This window comes from Nonomuraea thailandensis, from assembly GCF_024172165.1.
Lineage (GTDB): Bacteria > Actinomycetota > Actinomycetes > Streptosporangiales > Streptosporangiaceae > Nonomuraea > Nonomuraea thailandensis.
In genome coordinates, this window is sequence record NZ_JAMZEB010000002.1 from 2,843,842 (window position 1) to 2,865,905 (window position 22,064).

General features: G+C 72.3%; 15 protein-coding genes (1 of these 15 running past the window's edge). 8 read left to right on the forward strand and 7 right to left on the reverse strand.

Annotation, left to right across the window (positions count from 1 at the left end):
* Positions 1-5,753 carry the final stretch of a non-ribosomal peptide synthetase gene (locus HD597_RS16690; RefSeq protein ID WP_253743212.1) on the forward strand. It extends 10,888 nt beyond the left edge of the window, so the window shows 5,753 of its 16,641 coding nt (coding positions 10,889-16,641); its start codon lies beyond the left edge, outside the window; its stop codon occupies positions 5,751-5,753.
* A gap of 53 nt (positions 5,754-5,806) precedes the next feature.
* On the opposite strand, the gene sbnB is transcribed toward HD597_RS16690, so the two are convergent.
* Complete coding sequence (gene sbnB, locus HD597_RS16695; RefSeq protein ID WP_253743215.1) at positions 5,807-6,832, reverse strand: 2,3-diaminopropionate biosynthesis protein SbnB; 1,026 nt, start codon at positions 6,830-6,832, stop codon at positions 5,807-5,809.
* The gene (sbnA, locus tag HD597_RS16700; protein ID WP_253743216.1) at positions 6,829-7,809 is read right to left on the reverse strand and encodes a 2,3-diaminopropionate biosynthesis protein SbnA; all 981 of its coding nucleotides are present in this window, start codon (positions 7,807-7,809) and stop codon (positions 6,829-6,831) included. The genes sbnB and sbnA overlap by 4 nt, the downstream gene beginning before the upstream one ends.
* Positions 7,810-7,996: 187 nt before the next feature.
* Here sbnA and HD597_RS16705 point away from each other — a divergent pair, with 187 nt between their 5' ends.
* Positions 7,997-9,550, forward strand: coding sequence for an amino acid adenylation domain-containing protein (locus HD597_RS16705; RefSeq protein ID WP_253743218.1), 1,554 nt, complete (start codon positions 7,997-7,999; stop codon positions 9,548-9,550).
* Positions 9,551-9,607: 57 nt separating this feature from the next.
* Here HD597_RS16705 and HD597_RS16710 read toward each other — a convergent pair whose 3' ends face one another.
* Positions 9,608-10,024, reverse strand: coding sequence for a cold-shock protein (locus HD597_RS16710; protein WP_308210627.1), 417 nt, complete (start codon positions 10,022-10,024; stop codon positions 9,608-9,610).
* A gap of 79 nt (positions 10,025-10,103) precedes the next feature.
* Entirely contained in the window at positions 10,104-12,020 is a 1,917-nt protein-coding gene (locus HD597_RS16715; protein ID WP_253743223.1) for an ABC transporter ATP-binding protein, read from the reverse strand.
* Between the two features lie 242 nt (positions 12,021-12,262).
* On the opposite strand from HD597_RS16715, the gene HD597_RS16720 reads away from it, so the two are divergent.
* On the forward strand, positions 12,263-12,475 hold the full coding sequence (locus HD597_RS16720; protein WP_138694824.1) for an MbtH family protein: 213 nt from the start codon (positions 12,263-12,265) through the stop codon (positions 12,473-12,475).
* A 96-nt stretch (positions 12,476-12,571) separates the two neighbouring features.
* Here HD597_RS16720 and HD597_RS16725 read toward each other — a convergent pair whose 3' ends face one another.
* Positions 12,572-13,663: a ParB/RepB/Spo0J family partition protein gene (locus HD597_RS16725; RefSeq protein ID WP_253743224.1), complete on the reverse strand. Its 1,092-nt coding sequence runs from the start codon at positions 13,661-13,663 to the stop codon at positions 12,572-12,574.
* A 799-nt stretch (positions 13,664-14,462) separates the two neighbouring features.
* Between HD597_RS16725 and HD597_RS16730 the strand changes: the two genes are divergently transcribed.
* The 4 genes from HD597_RS16730 (at position 14,463) to HD597_RS16745 (ending at position 18,830) form a co-directional block, all read left to right on the forward strand.
* Positions 14,463-16,124, forward strand: a complete 1,662-nt coding sequence (locus HD597_RS16730; protein ID WP_425572343.1) for an IS1634 family transposase — start codon at positions 14,463-14,465, stop codon at positions 16,122-16,124.
* Between the two features lie 121 nt (positions 16,125-16,245).
* Positions 16,246-17,022, forward strand: coding sequence for a polyprenyl diphosphate synthase (gene uppS, locus HD597_RS16735; protein ID WP_253743227.1), 777 nt, complete (start codon positions 16,246-16,248; stop codon positions 17,020-17,022).
* 76 nt (positions 17,023-17,098) lie between these two features.
* On the forward strand, positions 17,099-17,869 hold the full coding sequence (locus HD597_RS16740; RefSeq protein ID WP_253743229.1) for a GNAT family N-acetyltransferase: 771 nt from the start codon (positions 17,099-17,101) through the stop codon (positions 17,867-17,869).
* 142 nt (positions 17,870-18,011) lie between these two features.
* Positions 18,012-18,830, forward strand: a complete 819-nt coding sequence (locus tag HD597_RS16745; RefSeq protein ID WP_308210628.1) for a pentapeptide repeat-containing protein — start codon at positions 18,012-18,014, stop codon at positions 18,828-18,830.
* A gap of 34 nt (positions 18,831-18,864) precedes the next feature.
* On the opposite strand, the gene HD597_RS16750 is transcribed toward HD597_RS16745, so the two are convergent.
* Positions 18,865-19,368 (reverse strand): MarR family winged helix-turn-helix transcriptional regulator, encoded by a 504-nt coding sequence (locus HD597_RS16750; protein WP_253743231.1) that lies wholly within the window; start codon positions 19,366-19,368, stop codon positions 18,865-18,867.
* Positions 19,369-19,444: 76 nt separating this feature from the next.
* Here HD597_RS16750 and HD597_RS16755 point away from each other — a divergent pair, with 76 nt between their 5' ends.
* On the forward strand, positions 19,445-20,362 hold the full coding sequence (locus tag HD597_RS16755; protein WP_253743232.1) for an EamA family transporter: 918 nt from the start codon (positions 19,445-19,447) through the stop codon (positions 20,360-20,362).
* 61 nt (positions 20,363-20,423) lie between these two features.
* Here HD597_RS16755 and HD597_RS16760 read toward each other — a convergent pair whose 3' ends face one another.
* Positions 20,424-21,779: a family 43 glycosylhydrolase gene (locus HD597_RS16760; protein ID WP_253743233.1), complete on the reverse strand. Its 1,356-nt coding sequence runs from the start codon at positions 21,777-21,779 to the stop codon at positions 20,424-20,426.
* Positions 21,780-22,064 lie beyond the last annotated feature (285 nt).

Below are 22,064 nucleotides of genomic sequence, written 5' to 3' on the forward strand. Positions count from 1 at the left end.
GGCTCCGGGTGGTGGAGGGGTGGAACTCCACGGCGGTCGATGGGCTGGGTGCGCCGGTGGTGGAGTTGTTCGAGGCCCGGGTGGTGGGTCAGCCGGGTGCGGTGGCGCTGGTGGGGCCGGAGGAGGTTTCGTATGCCGAGTTGGATGAGCGGGCCAATCGGCTGGCTCATGTCCTGGTCGGTGAGGGTGTCGGGGTGGAGTCGGTGGTGGGGGTGTGTCTGGAGCGTGGTGTGGAGCTGATCGTGGCGGTGCTGGCGGTGTGGAAGGCGGGGGCGGCGTATGTGCCGATTGATCCGGGTCAGCCGGTGGAGCGGATCGCCTACATGCTCGGTGACAGTCGTGCGGTGCTGACGGTCACGAGTGCGGAGATCGCTGAGGAGTTGCCGGCGGGCCGGGGCCGGGTGCTGGTGCTGGATGACGTGTTCACCGCGATGCGGCTGTCGATGGCGGCCACCGTCGCCCCTGCCCGCCAGGTTCACGGTGGCCAGGCCGCGTATGTCATTTACACCTCGGGTTCGACGGGGCGTCCGAAGGGTGTGGTGGTGACGCAGGCGGCGCTGGCCAACTATGTGGGTTCGGTTCCGGGGCGGCTCGGGATGGATGGTGGCCGGTATGCGCTGGTGCAGGGTCAGGCCACTGATCTGGGGAACACGATCGTGTTCGCCGGTCTCACGCTCGGTGGCCGGGTGCATGTCGTGGCGGAGGAGGTGGCGACCGATCCGGAGGCGTTGCGTGTGGTGCTGGAGGAGGGTCGCGTCGACTTCGTCAAGATGGTGCCCTCGCATCTGGCGGCGATGGGTCCGGGGGTGCTGCCGGCCAGGTCGCTGGTGCTGGGTGGGGAGGCGGCGGCCCCGGGCTGGCTGGAGCAGGTGCTGGGTCAGGCCGGCGAGCGTGGGTGCGCGGTGTTCAACCACTACGGGCCCACCGAGACCACGATCGGCGTGGCCACCACCCGCCTCACCGAGGCAGGGGTGATCCCGGTCGGCACCCCCGTGGCCAACACCGCCTTCTACGTCCTGGACGAGCACCTGACCCCGGTGCCGCCGGGTGTCACCGGCGAGCTCTACGTGGCCGGCGCCCAGCTGGCCCGCGGCTATCTGGGACGGCCCGGGCTGAGCGCGGAGCGGTTCGTGGCCTGCCCGTTCCAGCCGGCCGCCCGCATGTACCGCACCGGCGACCGGGCTCGCTGGACCGTTGACGGCAGGCTGGTGTTCGCCGGCCGGGTGGACGACCAGGTCAAGATCCGCGGCTTCCGCGTCGAGCCGGGCGAGGTGGGCGCGGTGCTCGCCGGCTGTCCCGGGGTGGAGCAGGTCGCCGTGGTGGCCCGGGAGGAAACGCCCGGCGACGTCCGCCTCGTCGGCTACCTGGTCGCCGACGACCCCGAGGACGCCCGCGACCTGCCCGCCGCGGCCCGCACGTTCGCCGCCGACCGCCTCCCCGACCACCTCGTCCCCTCGGCCTGGGTCGTGCTGGACGCGCTGCCGCTGACCGCCAACGGCAAGCTCGACCGCCACGCACTGCCCGCCCCCGACTACGGCTCCGCCCAGAGCGCGGCCGGCCGGCCGGCCGCCACGGCGCAGGAGGAGATCCTGTGCCTGGCCTTCGCCGACGTGCTGGGCCTGGACAGCGTGGGCGTGGACGACGACTTCTTCGCGCTCGGCGGCCACTCCCTGCTCGCCGTCCGCCTGGTCAGCCGCATCCGCGCCCTGCTCGGCGTCGAGATCGAGATCCGCGCCCTGTTCGACACGCCCACGGTCGCCGGGCTGGCGGCCGGGCTGAACGGCGCCGCCCGGGCGCGCACGCCGCTGACCGCGGGCTCCCGCCCCGAGCGGATCCCGCTGTCGTACGGCCAGCGGCGCATGTGGATCATCGCGCAGCTCGAAGGCCCCAGCGCCACCTACAACATCCCCGTCGCGGTACGCCTGTCCGGCCGGATCGACGGCCAGGCCATGGCCGCCGCCTTCCGCGACGTGCTCGAACGCCATGAGGTGCTCCGCACGGTGTTCCCGATCGCCGACGGAGAGCCGTACCAGCGGATCATCCCCCTCGGTGACCTCGACTGGGAGCTGACGACCCGCCAGGTCGCGCCGCGGGACCTGGCGGCGGCGGTGGACGAGGCGCGGGCGCACACCTTCGACCTGTCCGCCGAGGCGCCGATCCGGGCCTGGCTGTTCAGCACCGGCCCCGAGGAGCACGTGCTCGTGGTCGTGGTGCACCACATCGCCGGTGACGGCTGGTCGTGGGCGCCGCTGGCGCGCGACGTCTCCGCCGCCTACGCCGCCCGCTGCGAGGGCCGGGCGCCGAGCTGGGAGCCGCTGCCCGTCCAGTACGCCGACTACGCGCTCTGGCAGCGCGACGTGCTCGGCGACACCGGCGACCCGGAGAGCCTGATCTCCAGCCAGGTCGCCTACTGGCGTCAGACGCTCGCCGGCCTGCCCGAGGAGCTGGAGCTGCCGTTCGACCGGCCGCGCCAGGAGGTGGCCGGGCACCTCGGCAGGCGGGTGCCGCTGGAGATCCCGGCCGACGTGCACGCGCGGCTGCGGGAGGTCGCCCGGTCCGAGGGCGTGACCATGTTCATGATGTTGCACGGCGCCCTGGCGGTCCTGCTGTCCCGGCTCGGCGGCGGCACCGACGTCCCCATCGGCTCGGCGCTGGCCGGGCGTACCGACGAGGCGCTCGACGGCCTGGTGGGCTACTTCGTCAACACCTTCGTCCTGCGTACCGACCTGTCCGGCGACCCCACCTTCCGCGAGGTGCTCGGGCGGGTCAGGGAAGCCGGGCTGGGCGCCTTCGCCCACCCCGACGTGCCGTTCGAGCGCCTGGTCGAGGAGCTGTCGCCGGTCAGGTCGCTGGCCCGGCACCCGCTGTTCCAGGTGATGCTGCTGCTGCAGAACACCGCGAACGCCACCCTCGACCTGCCGGGCCTCGGCGCGGGCCGGCGACCGGCCGCCCAGGAACCGGCACCCGAGGGCGGGACGGCCGAGGACCTGGCCGTCGTGAAGTTCGACCTGGACGTGAGCGTCGGCGAGACGTTCGACGCCGACGGCGCCGCCGCGGGCATGCGCGGCGCGGTCATCGGCGCGGCGGACCTGTTCGACCGCACGTCGGTCGAACGCCTCGCCGAACGCCTGGTACGGCTCCTCGCCACCCTGTCAGAGGACCCAGGCCGCCGGCTCAGCGCGGTGGACGTCCTCGGCGCCGCCGAACGGCACCGCATGCTCACCGGCTGGAACGACACCACCGCCCCGATCCCCGCCACCACGGTCGTGGACCTGTTCGAGGCCCAGGTCGCCCGCACACCCGGCGCGACCGCCCTGACCACGGGCGAGGCGGAGCTCACCTACGACGAGCTGGACACCCGCGCCAACCAGGTGGCCAGGCACCTGATCGGCCGCGGCGTGGGCCCGGAGTCCGTCGTGGCCGTCGTCTTCGAACGCGGCATCGACCTGGTGGTCTCCCTGCTCGGCGTGATCAAGGCAGGCGCCGCCTACCTGCCGATCGACCCGGCCTACCCCGCGAGCCGCATCGCGTACGTGATCGCCGACTCCGGCGCGGCCTGCGTGCTCACCGGCGAGGACATGCGCCCCCGCCTGCCCGAGTTCGAGATCGACACCGGCGTCCCCGTCGTCATGGTCGACGCCCCGGAGGTGCGGTCGGAGCCCGGCACCAGGCCCGCCGTGGCGCTGAGGCCGCGGCACCCCATGTGGGTGATCTACACCTCGGGCTCCACCGGCCGTCCCAAGGGGGTGCTCGTCGAGCACCACGCCATCGTCAACTTCCTGCTGTCGATGCAGGGCTCGTACGCGCTGACCCCCGATGACCGCCTGCTCGCGGTCAGCACGCACGGTTGCGACATGGCCGGGTTCGAGTTCTACCTGCCGCTGGTGAACGGCGCGCGCGTCGTCCTGGCCACACAGGACCAGGTGCTCGACCCGTGGGCGCTGCGCGCGCTGATCCGCTCCACCGGCGCCACCATGGTCCACGCCACCCCGAGCCTCTGGCGCGGCCTGATCGCCGACGCCGGCGACCCGGTGGACTGGACGCGGATCCGCGCGATGATCGGCGCCGAGGCGCTGCCGCCCGACCTGGCCCACACCATGCTCGCCAGGACGCCGACCCTGACGAACCTGTACGGCCCCACCGAGACCACGGTCTGGTCCACCGCCAAGGAGCTCGCCGGGCCCGCCGCCGACGTCTCGTCGATCGGCGTCCCCATCGCCAACACCCAGGTGTACGTCCTGGACGCCACCCTCCAGCCGGTCGCTCCCGGGGTGCCGGGCGAGCTGTACATCGCCGGCGACGGCATGGCCCGCGGCTACCTCGGCCGTCCCGGCCTGACCTCGGCCCGCTTCGTGGCCTGCCCCTTCGGGCCGGACGGCGCGCGCATGTACCGCACGGGCGACGTGGTGCGCTGGACCGCCGCGGGCGAGCTCCAGTACGCCGGCCGCTCCGACGACCAGGTCAAGATCCGCGGCTTCCGCGTCGAGCTGGGCGAGATCGAGACGGTCCTGGCCGCGCACCCGCGCGTGACGCAGGCGGTGGCGCTGGTACGCGAGGACGTCCCCGGCGACCGGCGGCTGGTGGCCTACGTCGTCCCCGGCGGCGACACGGGCGGGCTCGCCCAGGAGGTGCGCGCCGCCGCCCAGGACCGCCTGCCCGGCTACATGGTCCCCGCGGCCGTCATGGTGATCGACCGGCTGCCGCTGATGCCGAACGGCAAGCTCGACCGCAAGGCGCTGCCCGCCCCCGGAGTCACCACCGAGGAACGCGTCACCCACTGGGACGTCACCTCGATCACGGCCGGCCTGTGCGAGGCGTTCGCCGACGTGCTCGGCCTCGACAGCGTGGGCGTGGACGACGACTTCTTCGCCCTCGGCGGGCACTCCCTGCTGGCCGTCCGGCTCGTGGAGCGGCTGCGGCGCGGCGGCGTGACGATCGCGGTCCGCGACCTGTTCGTCGCCCCGACCGTCGCCGAGCTGATGAAGCGGATGACCCTGTCCTCGGTACGCGACGCGCTCGACGTCCTGCTGCCCATCCGCGCCGAAGGCGAGCGCGAGCCCTTCTTCTGCATCCACGCCGCCGGCGGCCTGAGCTGGTGCTACATGCCGCTGGCCCGCCACGCCCAGCCCGGCATCCCCCTGTACGGGGTGCAGGCCCGCGGCCTGGACGGCACCACGGAGTTCGCCGGCTCCATCCGGGAGATGGCCGCCGACTACATCGAGCAGATCCGCTCGGTACAGCCGCACGGGCCGTACCACCTGCTCGGCTGGTCGTACGGGGGAGGCGTCGCCCACGAGATCGCCGTCCAGCTCCGCACCGCCGGCGAGGAGGTCGCCGCCCTGGTCCTGCTCGACCAGTACCCGTGGGTGCCGGATCAGGACACCGAGCAGGAGGAGCACGGCGACGACCCCGACGCCGCGCTGGAGCGCCAGATGGACATCGTCCGCTGGCAGGCGGGCAACGGCTTCGGCGCCGCCACCGAGGAGGAGATCCGCACCTTCGCCCGTCTCCTGCGCAACCACCGCAAGCTGCGCCGCGGCTTCGAGCACGGCCGGTTCGACGGGGACGTGCTGCTGGTCGTCGCCGAGGACGGCAGGCCGGACGAGGCGCCCAGGCCCGAGCTCTGGCGGCCGTACGTGACGGGCGAGATCGCGGTCGCGAGCATCCCGTGCACCCACTACGAGATCGCCAAGCCCGACACCCTGGCCGAGGTCTGGTCCGCGGTGTCCCGCTGGCTGCGCCTGGACGGCTGACCACGCGAAAGAGCCCGCCCCGGCGGCCGGGGCGGGCTCGAATCCCTGGGGGATCAGCCGTGACGCTTCAGCTCGTGGAAGAACCCGGGCACCGTCATGAGGTCGCCGGAGGCGCTCACCTCGTCGAGGACGTACCTGGCCACGGCGAGGTCGAGCACTCCGAGCCCGAACGGCGAGAACACGACGGGCCGGCCGGCCGGGGGAGCGACCCGGCCCTCCAGCACGTCGTACAGCGTGCCGTCGACGAACGACCGGCCGCCGGTGCGCTGCTCGGCCAGATGCGGCGACGTGCCGGCCTTCATGCAGTGCTCGACGTCGTCGAGGATGTTGCAGGACGACAGGATGATCTCCGGCGACAGGTCGCGCAGCGAGACGTGCAGCACCAGCGGGTTGTGCGCCAGCAGCCCGGGGTCGTGGATGTGCGGCTCACCCGCGACCGTGGCCAGCACGACCAGGTCCGACGCGGCGATCAGCGACGCGGCGTCGTCGTGGATCCTGACCGGGCCCGCCCCGGCGCGCCCCAGGTAGGCCGCGAACCCGCCTGCGTGCCCGCGATCCAGGTCGAACACGCCCACCTCGTCGAAGGACAGCCCGGCCGCCGCCAGGTACGTGTGCACGTACCGGGCGATGAGGCCGGTGCCCACGAAACCGGCGCGCCGTGGCGTCACCGCACGCGCGGCGGCCAGCGTCGTCGCCGCGAGCGCGGCGGAGGCGGCGGTACGCGCCGCGCTGATGATCGAGCTCTCCAGGCACGCCATCGGATAGCCGGTCGCGGTGTCGTTGAGGATGAGCACGGCCGAGGCACGCGGGAGGCCGGCCGCCACGTTCTCCGGGAACGAGGAGATCCACTTGACGCCGTGCACGTCCACGGGCGCCCCGACCGACGCCGGCAGCGCGATGATCCTGGAGGACGGCCGGTCGGGGAAGCGCAGGAAGTAGGAGTCCGGGTTGACCGTACGGCCCTCGCCGTGCAGCCGGTACGCCGCCTCCACCACCTCCACGACCTGCTTCTCCCTGCCGTGCAGGACACCGGCGACCTGCTGTCCGGAGACGACGGCGAACGACGGTACCTGAGTCAATGTGCGCTCCCATGCGGTCGGTCGGGCAGATCGAGAGGGCCGAAGTGCTCACGCAGCCAGCCCTCCTCGTAGATGGAGTCGAGGTAGCGCTCGCCGAGGTCCGGGGCGACGGCCAGCGCGACCGGCTCCTCACCCGGGTACTTCTCCTCCAGCCAGCGCGTCGCGCCGCTCACGACGGTCCCCGTCGAGCCGCCGAACAGGAACCCCCGCGCGGCCAGGCCGTGGCAGGCCCGGATCGTGTCGGGCTCCGGCACGTGCACCACGTCGTCCACCCAGGACTCGTCGACCAGCCCGGGCCGTACGCTCGTGCCCAGCCCCGGCACCATGCGGCGCTCCGGGACGCCGCCGAACGTCACCGAGCCCACCGCGTCGACCGCGACGATCGTGACCGGCGCGCGCCGTTCCTTGAAGTAGCGGGCGCAGCCCATCAGCGTGCCCGTGGTGCCCGCTCCGACGAACAGCACCTCCAGGCCGGGGAAGTTGCGCGCGATCGCGGGCGCGGTGTGCCGGTAGTGGGCCTGCCAGTTCCCGGGGTTGGCGTACTGGTTGAGCCACACGTAGCGGCTGTCGGAGGCGCACAGGTCGCGGACGTGCCGGATGCGGCTCTCGAGGTAACCGCCGTTGACGTCCTGCGTCTGGACCACGACGACCTCGGCGCCCAGCGAGCGCATGAGCCGCCGTGAGGCGGTGTTGCAGCGCGGATCGGTCACACAGAGGAACCGGAGCCCCTTGTCGGCCGCGACCATCGCCAGCGCGATGCCCAGGTTGCCCGACGACGACTCCACCAGTACGGAGCCCGGCCCCACCAGGCCGTCACGCTCGGCGGCGGCCACCATTTCCGTGGCCGCCTTCAACTTGACCGAACCCGCGAAGTTGAACCCTTCGCATTTCAAATAGAGCGGCGCTCCTGTAACCGTCCGCAGGTCTATGAAAAGGTCTTCGACATTGAACTCTTGCGGAGCTTTGATGACAGGCACTTCGCCGAATCCCCCAGTGCGACGGGAATGGACACGACAGAAACAGGTCGGGGGGAAGTCGAAACGAACGGCCGGCCTTTGTCCCCGGCCCTGCGCAACCTTGATCGCGGTAGCGCGGATCACGATACTTGAGGAAATCTCGGCCCGGCAAGGTCGGCAATTCCCCCGCATTTACCGGAGCGTGCACATGACAATCGCGGACGACCTGCTCGGCCTCGCCGAGCTGCCCCGGCTCCCCATCTCGCCGCGGGAGATCGAGCGCGCCCGCGCCCTGGCGGCGCGCCGCCCCCACCCGGCGGACCTCACCGACGCCGTGATCACCCTGGTGGAACGCGTCGCCGCCGACGACGGGGACCGCCCCGCGGTGGCCGACGACACCCGCCGCCTCACCTACGCCGAGCTCGCCGCCGAGGCGCGGCGCCTGGCCACGCTGCTGGAGCGGGAGGGTGCGGGGCCCGGCACGGTCGTCGCGGTGGGCGGGGAGCGGGGCGCATCGGTCATCGCCGCGTTCCTGGCGATCGAGCTCGTCGGCGCGGTGTACGTACCCGCCGACGGCACCTGGCCGGCCGCCCGCGTGACGGAGGTGCTGACGCGGGCCGGCGCCGTCCTGCTCCTGGACACCGGCCGCGACGGCGTGACACCCGCGCTCGCCGAGGGGGCGCGCGGCGCCGGCGTGCGGCTCGTCCGCGCGGCCGAGGCCGCCGGGCTCCCGGGCCGGCCGGGCCCGGCCCGGCTCGACGGGCCCGACCAGCCGCGGTACATGCTGTTCACCTCCGGCTCGACCGGCCGGCCCAAGGGCGCGGTGGTCGAGCACCAGGGCATGCTCAACCATCTGCACGCCAAGGTCGTCGACCTGGACATGACCGCCCGGGACGCGGTGGCGCAGACGGCGCCGCTCGGGTTCGACATCTCCATCTGGCAGATGCTCTGCCCGCTCGTCGTCGGCGGCCGGGTCCGGGTGGTCGGCGACGCGACGGCGTACGACTCGGTGGCCTTTGCCCGCCTCGTCGGCGCGGAGGCCATCACGATCGTCGAGCTGGTCCCCACCATGGTCCGCCTCCTCCTCGACGACCTCGCCCCCGCCCCCGCGACGGGTCTGCTCGGCGGGCTGCGCTGGATGCTGGCCACCGGCGAGGAGCTGCCCACCGAGGTGGCGCGCCGCTGGTTGCGCGAGATGCCGCACGCCGGGCTGGTCAACGCCTACGGCCCCACCGAGTGCTCCGACGACGTCACCCACCACACGGTCACGCCCGCCGACCTCGAACTGCTGCGCCTGCCGATCGGCACCCCCATCATCAACACCGACCTGTACGTCCTGCGCCGCGGCAACGACGCCAACAACGGCGACAGCGGCGACAGCGGCGACAGCGGCGACGGCGACGGCGACAACGGCGGCGAGGGCGACGGCTGGCACGCCTGCGACCCGGGCGAGACCGGCGAGCTGTTCGTCGGCGGCGTCTGCGTCGGCCGCGGCTACGCCGGCGACCACGACCGCACCCGCGAGGCGTTCTTCCAGGACCCCTTCGCCGGCACCCCCACCGGCCGTCTCTACCGCACCGGCGACGCGGTCCGCGCCCTGCCGGGAGGCGCCCTGCAGTACCTGGGCCGCGTCGACCGCCAGGTCAAGATCGCGGGGGTGCGGATGGAGCTGGGCGAGATCGAGGCCGTCCTGCAGCGCCACCCCAGCGTCGGCGCCGTCGCGGTCGTGGTCCAGGACTTCGGCCCGACCCGCCGCCCCTGACCTGCCCGGACATGCGGAAGGGCGGACGCCGGTGACCGGCGTCCGCCCTTCGGCGCCTCAGCCCTCGGCCCACCCGTGGTTCTTGGCGAACTGCAGCAGCCCGGCCCTGATCTGCACGATCTGGCCGCCGGTGAGCGACGGAGCCTCGCTGAGCAGGATCTCCGTCACCTCCCTGAGGTAGTCGTCCGCGTCGAGCACGTCGCACATGGGCTCGTCCTCGCCCGCCTGCGATGTGGCCGCCGTGGCGGCCGGCTGGGGCGCCGCCGCCACGATCGCCGTGGCGCCCGCGCCTCCGGCCGGCCGCACCCGCCACGCCTTCGGCCCCCTGTCGCCCTCCTCGACCTCGAACACCACCGCGAGCCCCGCCCGCACCTCGGACTCCGGCATCAGCATGTCGTTGACGTGCAGGAAGACGTCCTCGCCGCCGTTGTCGGGTGCGATGAACCCGTAACCCCTCGCCGCGTCGAACTTCACCACCCGACCACAGACCACCACGAACCCCCAAATTCTCCGGGCCCCATGCCCGGGACATCGGTCCACAAGATAGATCGGTTCAGCCGCCGACGCGAGCGCCGTCCGCCGGTTGCCGCTGGGCGAACTGCGTCCGGTACAGGTCCGCGTACAGCCCGCCGGCCGGCAGCAGCTCCTCGTGCGTGCCGCGTTCCCTGATCCGGCCGGCCTCCACGACCAGGATCTGGTCGGCGTTCCTGATCGTGGACAGCCGGTGTGCGATCACCAGCGACGTCCGCCCGGCCAGCGCCGTCTCCAGCGCCCGCTGGATCGCCGCCTCCGACTCCGAGTCGAGGTGCGCGGTCGCCTCGTCGAGCACGACGATCGGCGGAGCCTTGAGCAGCAGCCTGGCCAGGGCGATCCGCTGCTTCTCGCCGCCGGACAGGCGGTGGCCGCGCTCGCCGACCACGGTGTCCAGGCCGTCCGGCAGGGCGCTGATCGTGTCCCAGACGAGCGCCGCCCGGCAGGCCTCGATCAGTTCGCGCTCGCTCGCGCCGCGCCGGGCGTACTCGAGGTTGGCCCGCAGGGTGTCGTGGAACAGGTGCGCGTCCTGCGTGACCACGCCCACCGCGTCGCGCAGCGAGCCCAGCGCCAGATCGCGGACGTCCTGGCCGCCGACCCGCACGCTGCCCTCGGTGGCGTCGTAGAGGCGGGGGACGAGCTGGGTGATCGTGGTCTTGCCCGCACCGGACGGGCCGACCAGCGCGGTCAGCTTTCCCGCGGGGGCGTGGAAGCTCAGGTCGCGCAACGTCCACCGGTCGTCCGCCTGCTCCGGGACGCGGGCCGCGGCGGACTCCAGCGAGGCCAGCGACACCTCCGCCGGCCCCGGATAACGGAAACAGACCCGGTCGAAGACGACGTCCGGCGCCGGCGGGCCCGAATGACCCGGCGGGTCCAGCTCCCGCGCGCCGGCGCGCTCGGTGATGTGCGGCTCCAGGTCGAGCACCTCCAGCACCCGGTCGAAGCTCACCAGGGCCGTCAGCGCCGCGGCCTGCATCGAGGCCAGCAGGTTGATCGGCCCGTAGAGCCGCATCAGCAGCGCCACCATGGCCACCAGGGATCCGAGCTCGAGCGAGCCGCCGATGGTCAGGACGCCGCCGAGGCCGTACACGACGGCCGTGGTCAGAGCCGTCAGGACGGTGACGACGATGGCGAAGATCCGCCCGTACACGACGCGCAGGATGGAGATGTCGCGGACGCGCGCGGTCTTGCCCGCGAACGTGGCCAGGTCGTCCTGCGGGTGGCCGTACAGCTTGGACAGCAGCGCCCCGGAGACGTTGAAGCGCTCGTGCATCATCGAGCTCATGTCGGCGTCCAGCTCCATCGACTCCCGCGCGAGCCGCTCCTGCCTCTTCGCGATCAGCCGGGCCGGCAGCAGGAAGAGCGGGACCATCACCAGCGCCGCGAGGGTGATCTGCCACGACAGGTACACCATCGCGACGAGGATGAGCACGAGCGTGAGCAGCGTCGACACCGACTGCGACAGCAGCGTCGTCAGGGCCTGCCTGGCACCGATCACGTCGGTGTTGAGCCGGCTGACCAGCGCGCCGGTCTGCGTGCGGGTGAAGAACGCCAGCGGCTGGCGCTGGATGTGCTCGAACACCCTGGTCCGCAGGTCGTGCACCAGGCCCTCGCCGATCCGGCCCGAGCACCACGCCCCCAGGTACGCCGCCCCCGCCTCGACCAGCGACAACCCCGCCACCAGCAGGCACAGCCACACCACCGTGCCCGTGCGCCCGGGCAGGATCCCCTCGTCGATGATCGCCTTGAGGATGAGGGGACCGGCGGCCGTGATGACCGCGACGGTGACGGTGGCCAGCAGCAGCAGGGCCAGGAACCCGCGGTAACTCCGCGCGTACGGGAGGATCCGCCGCACCGTCCCGCGCTTCACCCGCTGCTGGGTGATCGATTCGTCGAACCGCAGCCCCGCCGGGCCGCTCTTCGTGCTCTTCGCCCCCAAGGGGTACCTGCCTCGCTGTCGATGGGGATGGGCGGCGGTGCCGGACAGGCCCGTTCAACTGCGGCATCAGCGCAGTTGAACGGGGAACCGCCGAAATTGACTGGCGCCCGGTGCCTGAGTTCATAGTTGGTCCCAGCGGGGCCGAGCGACGCATCACGCGGCCACCGAACGCCGGACCGGAGTCGTACGCACGTCCGTTCTCCGGCGCCACCCACATCCCGTACCCGAGAAAGGACGACGTGGTGACGAATCCGTTCGACGACCCGGATGCCCAGTACCTGGTCCTGGTCAACGACGAGGGCCAGCACTCCCTCTGGCCGATCTTCGTGACGGTCCCCGAAGGCTGGAAGACCGTGTTCGGGCAGGCCGGACGCCAGGAATGTCTCGACTACATCGAGAAGTCGTGGACCGACATGCGGCCCAAGAGCCTGATCGAGGCGATGGAGAAGAAGTAACCCGTTCCGCGGCGTCGCCGACCCACCCGTGGTGGTCGGCGACGTCGGCTTTTCCGGGAGGTCTTCGGCGTCGCCGTCCGTCATGGCCCGGCCCCGTTACTGGCCGACGGCCTTCCAGGGCAGTGACGGGTCCCGCTCGTCGAGCTCCTGCGCGAACTGATGCCAGGTGGCGGCGTACTGGCGGGCCAGCCTGACCACCACGTGCTCCCAGTGGGGAGGGACCGCGGCGATGAGCTCCGACCAGCTCTCCATCGCCATCGCGGTCTCCTTCAGCAGCCGCAGCAACTGGCGGCCCTCCTCCTTCAGGCGTAGCGAGGGGTCGCGCAGCAGCTTGTCCAGCACCAGGGAGGGCTCCGGCTGGGGGAGTTGCGCCGTCGTGGCCTGCTCGGCGCGCCGCCGGCCGATCTGGTCGGGCATCGCGGCGTCCGGTACGGGCCCCGCCGCGCCCTCCGCCGCGCCCTCCGCCGTGCCGGTGACCGGCAGGATCATCGTGGGCGGCTCGTTCGACAACATGCGTTTGCGCACGTCGCTCGCCGTGGCCGGGGAGATCCCGGCGAGCCGTGCCACCTCGCGCAACGAGGCGTCGGGATTGCGGGCGATGACCTCGGCCGCGCGTAACCGGCCGCTGGCGCCGCTCAGCGGCCGGACCCTGCCGTCGCGGCCGATGCGCGCGTTCAACTGCGGCACCGAGTCAGTTGAACGACGGCGGATGGCGGCCACCGCCTTGGCGCCGAGCCCGGACGCCCGCGCGATGGCCCGGTCCGACATGTGCGGGTGCGAGGCGACGATGCGGATCGCGGCGGCTCGCCGGTCGGCGTGGGTGAGGGGGAGACCGTGGGCGATGTTCGCCTGCACGGCGTGCAGGAAGGCGTCTTCCGTGGTGCCGTCGAAGAACTCGACGTCGATGTCCTTCTGGCCGCGTACCAGGGCGGCGAGCAGGCGGTGCATTCCGTCGATCACGCGCCGGTCGGAGCGGCGGACGAGGATGGCGGGAAGGGGACCGTCGATCTCGGCCAGCCGCGCCACGTGTTCCTGGTCCTGCCCCGCCAGCCGGGGCGACTCGCCGGGCATGAGCGTGGCGATCGGCACGCAGACGATCTGCGGCCCCAGACCGTCGGGAAGTGCGGTGAGTCCGGCGGAGCCGATGCCCGCGGACTCCGGAACCGGGACCACGCCGAATTCGTTCAACTGCAAATCTTTCACCCCGTTAACATGGTGCTTATGGCTAACTGTCCTCATTAATTGCCCGCCGCCGGTCGATCGCATTCTCGCGTGATTTTCTCCAGCGAAGTCCCGGCATGGCGGCGGGCATGGTCCGTCGCGATTTCGAAAGTGCTCAGGAGAGCGAAAGAAGTGCCCGTCCCCGCACCAGGTGGCCGCCGCGCCCGACCCGCGTCATTCCACAGAATGCCATCGGCCGATCAGAGAGGCGCAGGATGAGGCGGGCGTCCCTGCGGGCCGCCCGTGGGGCCAGAAGCTCATGATTACTCATCATCCACAGGGCGGGTCACCATGCCAAGCCTTTGGAGTCATCTTTGTATGTCAAATTTGTCATTGACCGATCGGGTCAGGTAATTCTCTCTGGTAAGTGCGCTCCCCGGATGAAGGGCGGGAAGCGCCGCGGGCCGAGGGGATGGCGAACCCCCCTGTTCAGCCGCCGTGGGCCGCGCGCACCGCCGGGGCACGGCCTAGATACACGGTGATTGATCATTGATCTACTTCGCGTGGCTGCGCCCGCGACCTGCGAACTCACCGCGGCCCCGGCGGCCGGGCGCCGGCTCGGGACGCCGGAAGTCACGCTCGGCGCCTCGGGTGGTAACGGACGGTGAGTGCCGGCCCCTCCCTGGACCGTGCCGAATCCTGTGGCCCGTGCCGGGATGAACCATTAGCGGGTCGCGAGGTGACGAGGCGGCCACGCTCGGTCCCCGCCCGGCGGGCATACGCCGCTTGTACTCTTTTTATAGGGGCTGGTATTAGGTTCTCGTCCATGTACTTGCGGTCGACTCCCCGGCGGAATAAGGACGGTTCCGTAGTTCGCTACCTGCAGTTGGCCCACAACGCGTGGGATCCGGCGACGAAGCGTTCGAAAGTGCAGGTCATCTACAATTTCGGCCGCGACGACGCCTCGAACCGGCAGGCCCTTTTACGCCTGGCCGCCTCGGTTGTCAAGATTCTCGATCCCGCCCAGCTCCTCGACGTGACCGCCGACGGCCTGGAGTTCGTGGACTCGCGGCCGTTCGGCGCGGTGTGGGCGCTGGACGGGCTGTGGCGGCAACTGGAGCTCGACGGAACGTTCCGCCGGATGCGCCGGGACGGCGCGCTGGACCCCGCGGCGGAGCGGGTGTTGTTCGCCCTGGTCGCCGGCCGGGCCCTGGCGGGCTCGGCCGACCCGCCCGCCGAGGTCGCGCGCTGGGTGAACGAGGACGTCTTCGTCGACGGGCTGCCCGCCACCACCGAAAACGATTGCCAGAAGGTGACCGAGTGGCTGTGCGAGGTGTCCGGCCGGCTGCAGGAAGAGGTCTTCCATCGGGTGGCCGACCGCCTCGGCCTCGAAGCCGACCTGCTGTTCTTCGAGTCCGCCCACGGCGCCCTGCCGCCGGACCTCGGCCTGGACGGCGACGAGGATCCCCAGGGCGCGGGGACGACGGGTTTCCAGGCCCTCGCCCCGCCCGGCTGCCACGAGGCCCACCAGAGCGTGATCGGGCTGGCCGTCACCCGTTCGGGCATCCCGCTCAGGGTCTGGCGCTGGCCCGGCTGCGCGGACGACGCGGCGATGATCCGCCAGGCCAGGGAGGACATGAAGGGCTGGACGCTGTCGCGCGTCGTCCGGACGGCCGACCGCGGCTGCCCGGTCGCCGCCGGCCGGTGCGCCCTGCACAAGGACGACGACCACCACTACATCGTCGGCGCGAAACTGCGCTCGGGGTCGGCCGAGGCCGACGCCGCGCTGTCCCGCCAGGGCCGCTACCACCGCGCGGCGGCGAACCTGCGGGTCAAGGAGGTCCACATCGCCGCGGACGAACGCTTCGTGATCTGCTGCGACACCCGGACCGCCCAGCGCGACGCCGAAGTACGCACCCGCCTGGTGGAGGAGCTCTCCGCGCTGATCGACGACACCGACAGGCTGTCTCTCGCCGACCGCACCGACCTGCACCTGGAGATCGCGGCCCATCCCCGGATGCGCCGCTATCTGCGCCTGACGCCCGGCGGGCTGCTGCGCATCGACGTCAAGGCCGTCAAGACCGAGGAGAACCTCGACGGCAAGTACCTGGTCCGCACCACCGACCCCGAGCTGCCGGCCGAGGAGATCGCGCTCGGCTACATGCGGCTGCTCGAAACGGAACGCGGGTGGCGCGACCTGCTCGCCGGCCTGCGGCGGCTGCAGACCCAGGGGGAGCCTGGAGGCCGCGGGCACCTGCTGCTCACCTGGCTCAGCCTTCTTCTCGTCCGCGTCGCCGAGAGCCGCACCGGGCTGCCGTGGTCACGGTTGCGGCGCGAGCTCGACCGCATCAAGCTCGGCACGTTCGCCGCCCGGACCAGCGTCCTGCGGCAGCGTACCGAGATCACCGAGGAGCAGTACGGGCTGCTCGCGGCCCTGGGCCTGGCCCCACCGCCGCGGATCGTCCAGAGCACCTCGCCGGACGGCTGAGGACGGCCACCGGTCGCGAGCCGCCCACCGGCGCGGACGGCCGGGGGCGGCGTCGGGAGCTTATCCGTCAGAAATCGGGAAAGATCAGGTTCCGGACCGCCGTCCGCGTCATCCTTGGAGGGTGCAGACGACTGACCTCCTTCACTCCCTCTACGCCCGGCGCCTGCGCCGTCAGATCATGGCGGGACCGCTGCCCCGCCACGTCGGCCTGATCATGGACGGCAACCGGCGCTGGGCCAGGCAGATGGGCATGGCCAACCCGAGCATGGGCCACAAATTCGGCGCCGACCACATCGAGCACGTGCTGACCTGGTGCGAGGGGCTCGGCATCCAGCACCTGACCGTGTTCCTCTGCTCGACGGAGAACCTCCAGCGCCGCGGCGACGAGGAGGTGGCCTTCCTGCTGAAGGTGATCGAGCAGATGGTCGCCGACCACTTCGACCGCCCCGACGCCCGCTGGCGGGTGCACGTAGCGGGGATGCTCGACATCCTGCCCGACACCACGGCCCGCGCGCTCAAGAGCGCGGTCGAGGCCACCCGCACGTGCGACACCGGCTTCCACCTCACCCTGGCCATCGGGTACGGCGGGCGCCAGGAGGTCATCGAGGCGCTGCGCGAGCTGCTGTACGAGCGGGCCGAGGCCGGGCAGTCCATGGTGGAGCTGGCCTCGACCCTGACCGTGGACGACGTGGCCCGCCACCTGTACACGGCCGGGCAGCCGGACCCCGACCTGGTGATCAGGACCAGCGGGGAGCAGCGCATGTCGAACTTTCTGCTCTGGCAGTCCGCCTACTCCGAGCTGTACTTCTGTGAGGCGTACTGGCCGGCCTTCCGCGAGATCGACTTCCTGCGGGCGCTGCGCAGCTTCGCGGACCGGCAGCGGCGATACGGGAGCTGACCAGGGGTGGTGGGGTCAGGGGCGGCCGCTGGTAATTCGGTTGCGGGTGGGGCGGCGTGGCTGGTGAGGTGTGCCGGTGAATCGTGCAGAGGTACTGGCCGCTTTCGATCGGGAGATGCGGCGCGAGGTCGTGGCCGACGGCCCGGACACCGAGGTCGAGCGTGACGGCGACGTGGTGCGCCAGGTGGGGCCGGAGGACGGCTGGAACGGTGTCCTCTGGTCCGGCCTGCGCGGCGACGGTGCCGACGCCGACGCCGCCATCGCCGCGCAGGTGCGGCACTTCGGAGCGCTCGGGCGCGCGTTCGAGTGGAAGGTGTACGGCCACGACCGGCCCGCCGACCTCGGCAGCCGCCTGGAGGCCGCCGGCTTCACCCCCGAGCCCGCCGAGACGCTCATGGTGGCGCGGGCCGCCGCGATCCCCGGCGCGCCCGTCCCTGACGGGGTCCGCCTGGCGCCGGTGATCGACCAGGAGGGCGTGGAGCTGGTGGCCGACGTGCACGACGCCGCCTTCGGCGCCGGCCGCGTACGCATCAGGGAGCGCCTGCTCGCCCAGCTCGCCGCCGGCAGCGTCGTCGCGGTCGTCGCCATGGCCGGTGACGTGCCGATCAGCGCCGCCCGCATGGACCTGCACCCCGGCACCCGGTTCGCGGGCCTGTGGGGCGGCGGCACCGTGCCGGAGTGGCGCGGGCGCGGCGTCTACCGGGCACTGGTCGCCTACCGCGCCCGGGAGGCGGTGGCCCGCGGCCACGAGTTCCTTCAGGTGGACGCCTCCGACCAGAGCCACCCCATCCTGCTGCGGCTGGGCTTCGCCGAGCTCACCACGACGACGCCGTACGTCCATCCTTGAGTACCCTTGACTGACCCTTTTCCCGCGGAGCCCCGAGGAGTACGTCACGAACCCCCGAGAGCTCGGCCTGCTGGCCGACTGTGAGAGCTGCTTCGGGCTGTGCTGCGTCGCGCTGCCGTTCTCGGCCTCGGCCGACTTCGCCGTGGACAAGGACGGCGGGCAGCCCTGCCACAACCTGCGCGACGACTTCCGCTGCTCGATCCACACGCGGTTGCGGGAGCGCGGGTTCCAGGGGTGCACGGTGTTCGACTGCTTCGGGGCCGGGCAGAAGGTCTCGCAGGTCACGTACGAGGGGCGAAGCTGGCGGGAGGCGCCGGCCACGGCACGGCAGATGTACGCGGTGTTCCCCGTCATGCGGCAGCTCCACGAGCTGCTGTGGTACCTCGCCGAGGCGCTGACCCTGGAGGCGGCCCGGCCGCTGCACGACGCGCTGCGGCTCGCCCTGGACGAGACCGAGCGGCTCACCCGGCAGAGCGCCGACGTGCTGGAGAAGCTCGACGTGGCCACCCACCGGGGTGAGGTGAACGGGCTACTGCTGCGGGCGAGCGAGCTGGCGCGGGCCGGGCTGGGCGGCAGGGAACGCCGGGGGGCCGACCTGATCGGCGCCCGGCTGAAGGGGGCGGGGCTGCGCGGCGCCAACCTGCGCGGGGCCTACCTCATCGGGGCCGACCTGCGAGGCGCCGACCTGCGGCAGGCCGACCTGATCGGGGCCGACCTGCGGGGCGCCGACCTGTCGGGGGCCGATCTCACGGGCTGCGTCTTCCTGACCCAGGCGCAGGTCAACGCCGCCAGGGGCGACTCCGCCACTCGGCTGCCCGACCGGCTGACCCGCCCCGCCCACTGGGCGGCTGACGGGCCGGCCGGTGCTCGGCCCGGTGACAGGCCCGGTGACAGGCCCGGTGACAGGCCCGGTGACAGGCCCGGGGGCCGGGGAACGGGCCGCCGCCCGCGCCGCCGCTGAGGCCGTCCCGCCCCGTCACTGACGACATCCCTGCTCACAGCGAGTCCGCCGTGTCCCCCAGGGATTCCAGCAGGTCGCGCAGCGTCTCGGCGAGGGCCGCGCGGCGCTCCTCCGGCAGCGCGGCCAGCACCCGATGCTCCGTCTCGACGTGATCGGGCAGCACCCGTTCGATCAACGCGTACCCCTCCTCGGTGAGCGTCACGTGGACGACCCGCCCGTCCGACTCGCTGGGCGTGCGCGTCACCAGCCCGCGCGCCTCCAGGCGGTCGAGGCGCTGCGTCACCGCGCCCGAGGTGATCATCGAGGCCCGCATCAGCTCGGCGGGCGTCAGCCGGTGCGGCGGGTCGCTGCGGCGCAGGGTGGCCAGGACGTCGAAGGAGGCCCTGTCCAGCTCGTGCGCGGCGAACGTCCGGCGTAGCTCCGCGTCGATCAGCCGGTGCAGCCGCGACAGCCGCCCGATCACGCCCATCGGGGAGACATCCAGGTCAGGGCGCTGCTCGTGCCATTGCTTCAGGACGAGTTCGACATGATCGGCCACCACCCCAGCCTAGCGATGTCTTAGTGGTGAGGTAAATCGCGTGACAGATTGCTTAGTGCTGAGATACTTTGTCTTAGTGCTAAGGAATCGAACGGGCATCGTCCTCGTGACCGCGCTGACCCCCGCCATCTGGGGCACCACGTACCTCGTCACCACCGAGCTCCTGCCGCCCGACCGGCCGCTCCTGGCCGCGGTGCTCCGGGCCCTGCCCGCCGGCCTGCTCCTGGTGGCGATCACCCGGTGCCTGCCGCGGGGGATCTGGTGGTGGCGCGCGCTGGTGCTCGGCGCGCTGAACATCGGCGTGTTCTTCGCGTTGCTGTTCGTGGGGGCGTACCGGTTGCCCGGAGGGGTGGCGGCGACCGTCGGCGCCGTCCAGCCGCTGCTGGTCGCCCTGCTGTCGGCCGGGCTGCTCGGCGAGCGGCTCACCTGGCGCACCCTGCTGGCCGCCGTGGCGGGGGTGGCCGGGGTCGGCCTGCTCGTGCTGCGGGCGGACGCCCGGCTGGACATGCTGGGCGTGGCCGCGGCCCTCGGCGGGGCCGCCGTCATGGCGGCCGGGGTCGTGCTGAGCAAGCGGTGGCAGTCGCCCGCGCCGCTGCTGGCCACCACCGGATGGCAGCTCGTCGCCGGCGGCGTGCTGCTGGTCCCCGTCGCGCTGGTGGTCGAAGGGGCGCCGCCGGCCGCGTTGAGCGGTGCGAACGTCGCCGGGTACGCCTACCTCTCGCTCATCGGGGCCGCGCTCGCCTACGCCCTGTGGTTCAGGGGGCTGCGGGTGTTGTCGGCCACCAAGGTCACCTTCCTCGGGCTGCTCAGCCCGGTCGTGGCCACCGCGCTGGGGTGGATCGTGCTCGGCCAGGAGCTCACCGCGGCCCAGGCGTTCGGTGCGGTCGTCGTGCTGGCCGCGCTGGCCGCCGCCCAGCTCCAGCCCTCCCGGCCGCGGCCCGCCGGGCCGCGCCTGCCCGTCGAGGAGCCCGAGCTCGCCGGGAAGCGGGCCTGACGCGGGGCCCGGCGGCGGCGAGCCCGGCGGCCGCCTCCGGGCTCGCCGCCGCCGGCCGGGCTCAGTGCCCGCGGGGGCGCTGGACGTACAGGCGGTTGCCCTCGGGGCCGGTCCACTCCATCCGCACCACGCCGGCCACCGCGGAGTCGCCCACGCGTGACGGGTCGGCCCAGTAGCCGAAGGCGGGGTTGCGGAAGAACGTCGCCCACACCTTGCCGCTGTGGTCGGCGAAGAAGTTGTTGTGACCCGCGCCGACACCCGCGGTCCACCGCTCGGAGTACGGACCCTCGAACGTGTCCGAGACGGCCACGACGGCGTCGTACTGGTACTGCGCGCGGCCGGCGCCGGGCGGGTCGTAGGCGTAGCGCGTGCTGCCGTCGGCGTTGACCGACGAGCGGTCCCACGCGGCGTGGAGCAGGTAGTACTTGCCGCCGTGCTTGAAGACGTACGCGCCTTCGAGGTACGGCTCGGGCGAGTAGGGCCGCTGCTGGAACCTGGGCAGGTTCGTGGCCGGGACGATGTCCTCCATGTCGTCCCGGAACTTCGCGTACAGGTGGTTGTGCAGCACCAGCCACGCGTCGTCGCCCTCGCTGTAGAGGCTGCCGTCGATGTGGTGGTAGGCGCCGGGTTTGATCCAGTTGGGCCCGCCGATGAACGACTCGCCGAACGGCTTGTCGTGGTTGCCCTCGACCAGCCGGTACGGGCCCTCCACCCCGCCCTCGCTCACCAGCATGAACGAGCCGACCTTCTGGGAGTGGTCGCCCATGCACGCCACGATGTACCACTTGCCGCGGAAGTAGTGCACCTCCGGCGCCCACGCGTTGCCCCGCTTGCCGAACTGGCCCTCGTCGGTCCAGTACTCCTGCCACGGGGCCACCACCACCCGCCCCGGCCGGTTCTCCCCGGCGAACTCGGGCGACCACACCTTGCCCTTCTCGGCGTCCGGCCGGATGCGCGTGGTGTCGGCCAGCCGCCACGGCCCGCGCAGGGACCGGGCCGTCCACACGAAGATGCCGTCGTTCCACGGCCCGGCCGCGGCGAGGCCGGGCACGCGGGTGGTGCCGGTGGCGACGTAGAGCGGGCGGCCGCCCACGCGGAAGCAGTTGACGTAGGTGTCGCGGATCCAGACCCGGCCGAGCTCCTCGTCGCGGGGGCGCAGCTCCAGGGGGAGGATGAAGGAGTTGTCGTCACGCGGCCACAGCTCCTGCCGGGTGTCGGCCAGGCCGTAGGGCTCGGGTTCGGGCCAGTTCGCCGGATAACGCCGCATCGACGCGTCCGCCCGCGAGGCGCCGGCCGCCGCGTGCGAGGCGTCCGCGGACGCGTGGGCCGCGGACGCCGGCAACGCCGCCGCTCCCAGCAGGCCCGCCACACCGGTCAGCAAGGATCGCCGGTCGAAACCGTTGTCGGAACCAGTCATCAAGGGTGTCCCTTCCACGTGGACGCATGCCGGGCAGGCCCCGCCCCGAGGTCGGGTGCGGGGTCGCCGATCGTGCGCAATGCGGAGAGTCTGCCCAAGACGCCCAAATTTCGTCAATAACCCGGAAGAAATCTTCCCCGAGGCCGCCGAACAGGTCATCAAGGGTGAAAGTCCAGGTCAAAGCCTTGCGGGCGAGAGGGGGAGAGTGCACCGTGCGTAACGTTCGCGTAACGGGCTTGTCGAAGCGGCCCGCCGCGCGGTTAGGTGGCGTCCGTGATCAGCTTC